This window comes from Rhodoluna sp. (genome assembly GCF_049276775.1).
Classification (GTDB): domain Bacteria; phylum Actinomycetota; class Actinomycetes; order Actinomycetales; family Microbacteriaceae; genus Rhodoluna.
In genome coordinates this window covers 1-2,731 of the sequence record NZ_JBASXC010000011.1, presented here as the reverse complement: position 1 = coordinate 2,731, position 2,731 = coordinate 1, and the positions used below count along the sequence as shown (strand labels likewise).

Below are 2,731 nucleotides of genomic sequence, written 5' to 3'. Positions count from 1 at the left end.
AGGTAGGTCTGAAGACCGAGAGTTCTAAAACCAATTCGAGCAAGCTGATCCAAACCGGATTCGTCCTGACCCAAAGAGGCAAGCAGCTCCGCTGCTTCTTCCTTTTCTAGGTCAATCAGCTCTGATTCGACCTTGGCGTCCAAGAACACCGCCTCGGCCGGAGCGACTAAATCGGCCAAGGACTTTTTCTTGGTCGCATCGGTCAAGATTCCCTCGTCAACATTGAATACGTAAATGATGGGCTTGGCCGTTAGCAGGCCAAGCTCCTTGATTGGGTTTAGGTCGATCTTGCTTGAAGAAAGTGGTTGGCCGCCGTTGAGTATTGCGAGCGCTTCGTCGATTGCGGTCAGCGCTTCCGGTTCAGCTTTTTTGCCCTTGATCTCTTTTTCAATTCGCGGGCGAGCTTTTTCGAGGGTTTGCATATCAGCCAAAATCAGCTCGGTGTTGATGGTTTCGATATCCGATGAAGGCTCCACCTTGCCGTCCACGTGAATAACGTCCGAGTCACTAAAGCCCCGAACAACTTGGGCGATTGCATCGGCTTCACGAATGGTTGCAAGGAACTGGTTGCCTAGTCCTTCGCCGACCGAGGCGCCCTTTACGATTCCAGCGATGTCAACGAAGGAAACTGGCGCTGCCAGAATCTTTTCGCTTTCAAATATCTTGGCGAGCACCTCTAGCCTGGAATCGGGCAGGTTTACCACCCCAACGTTGGGTTCAATGGTGGCGAATGGGTAGTTCGCAGCCAGAACGTTGTTCTTGGTTAGAGCATTAAAGAGGGTCGACTTACCAACATTTGGTAGTCCCACGATTCCGATAGTTAGGGCCACGGGATACCACTCTACCCGTCGCTGGCTAGTGGCAGACTTGAGGGTATGTCCCTCGATTTTGTTGCCATTGACTTCGAAACAGCTAACGGCTCGCCGGCTAGCCCCTGCGCTGTTGGGCTTATTAGAGTTCGAGGCGGCAAGATAGTCGATGGCTATGAGTCGCTTTTCAAGCCGCCTGCACTTCATAACTGGTTTAGTGCAGGCAACATTGCAGTGCACGGAATAGCCCCTTCAATGATTGAGTCGGCCCCGGAATACTCGGAAGTTTTGGTAAAGATGTTGGAGTTTGTTGCCGAAGATGTGCTGATTGCCCACAACGCATCCTTTGACATGGGGGTTCTTCGGGCCTCTGCCCTGGCTATCGGCGGCTCCTTACCTCCCCTTAGCTACAGCTGCTCTCTGCAGATTGCCCGAAAGACCTACAACCTAGAGAGCTACCGATTGAATCAGGTGGCCTACGCTGTTGGCCACGAGGAGTTTGATCACCACAATGCCCTGGCCGATAGCGATGCCTGCTCAAGAATTGTGATTCACGCCGCGAATCGGCACGGGGCTGAAAACCTGCAGGAATTGCTGGCTGCGACCAAGCTAACTCTCAAGCAGGTCTAAATTGAGACGTATTGTCAGAAGCTAATGGCATAGTTCTAAGCATGGAACTTATTTACCTCTCTATTGGAGTCGTGGTTGGCGCAGTCATTGGATTACTTGTCGCGACCCTCAGATACAGATCGAAGGGCTCTGATAGCTCACTGGCTATACAGCTAGCCAGCGCCGAAGCTACCGTTTCGGGCCTCACCTCCGCTTTGCAGCGGGCCGAGGAGGACAGAAAGGAACGAGAAACCAGAGAGCGTGAAGAATCTAGGCTGATCGCAGAACTTGCTCCGGTCAAAGACCGACTCGAGCAAATGCAGATATCAGTGAAGGCTCTAGAAAAAGAACGCACCGAGCAATTCGGAACAATTCAAGAGCAGCTAAAAAATGCCGTCGCTTCCGACGACCAGCTAAGAAGAACCACACAGGCTCTTTCCCAAGCGCTGTCTTCAAATTCCATCCGAGGCGTCTGGGGTGAAACTCAACTTCGAAAGCTGGTTGAGCTAGCGGGGCTTATCAAGCACGCGGACTTCAACGAGCAGGCAACTTTCTCAACCGACGGTGGTGCGGGAAGGGCAGATTTGATCATCAACCTCCCAGGGGGTAAATCTCTCGCCATCGATTCGAAGGTTCCGTTCAACTCCTATCAGGAGGCCTCCGCAATTTCGGAACTTGCCGAAGGGGAAGAGGCTAAGCGGCGAGCGGATCTGGTATCCGCGCACGTCAAGGCTATGAAGGGCCACATCGATGCTCTTTCTAGCAAGGAATACTGGACCGGCCTCAACGCTTCTCCTGATTTTGTGATTGCCTTCGTTCCATCCGAGTCACTGTTATCCGCAGCATTGGATGCTGACCCGGCGCTTTTGGAATACGCCTTCAAGAAAAACGTGGCCCTGGCATCTCCGGTGAGCTTGTTCTCGGTTCTAAAAACCATCAACTACATATGGCGACAGAATGTGGATGAAAGTTCAGTTCGAAACATGATCAAGCTTGGGAAAGAACTCTACGAACGCATCGGCAAGATTGCCGAGCACGCTGAAAAGCTTGGCCGCTCTATCACCTCAACCGTGAAGGATTACAACACCTTCCTTTCATCCCTGGAATCCAGAGTGCTAGTGACCGCAAGAAAGCTAAACGATTTGGATGAGAATCAACTCGGCACAGAGGAAATTACCTCGCCCTCTCCCCTTGAATCAGCTCCGGAGCGAATCACAGCAAGTGAGCTACAATCCGGAGAACAGAAGGACTAAAGGCTTTAAAGCTCGCCAGATACCAGCCTTCTAGGGCCAAAGCGCAGGTTGGCTATACTC

At 52.0% G+C, this 2,731-nt stretch carries 3 protein-coding genes; 2 read left to right on the top strand and 1 reads right to left on the bottom strand.

Annotation, left to right across the window (positions count from 1 at the left end):
* Window positions 1-830 (bottom strand): redox-regulated ATPase YchF (gene ychF / locus WAO31_RS00730; protein WP_509589047.1); only part of this gene is annotated, 830 nt, incomplete at its 3' end.
* A gap of 45 nt (window positions 831-875) precedes the next feature.
* Here ychF and WAO31_RS00725 point away from each other — a divergent pair.
* Window positions 876-1,439 carry a 3'-5' exonuclease gene (locus WAO31_RS00725; protein WP_509589045.1) on the top strand — a complete coding sequence of 188 codons (564 nt, stop codon included), beginning with the start codon at window positions 876-878 and terminating at the stop codon, window positions 1,437-1,439.
* Window positions 1,440-1,450: 11 nt separating this feature from the next.
* Complete coding sequence (locus WAO31_RS00720; protein WP_509589043.1) at window positions 1,451-2,671, top strand: DNA recombination protein RmuC; 1,221 nt, start codon at window positions 1,451-1,453, stop codon at window positions 2,669-2,671.
* The last annotated feature ends 60 nt before the right edge of the window (window positions 2,672-2,731 follow it).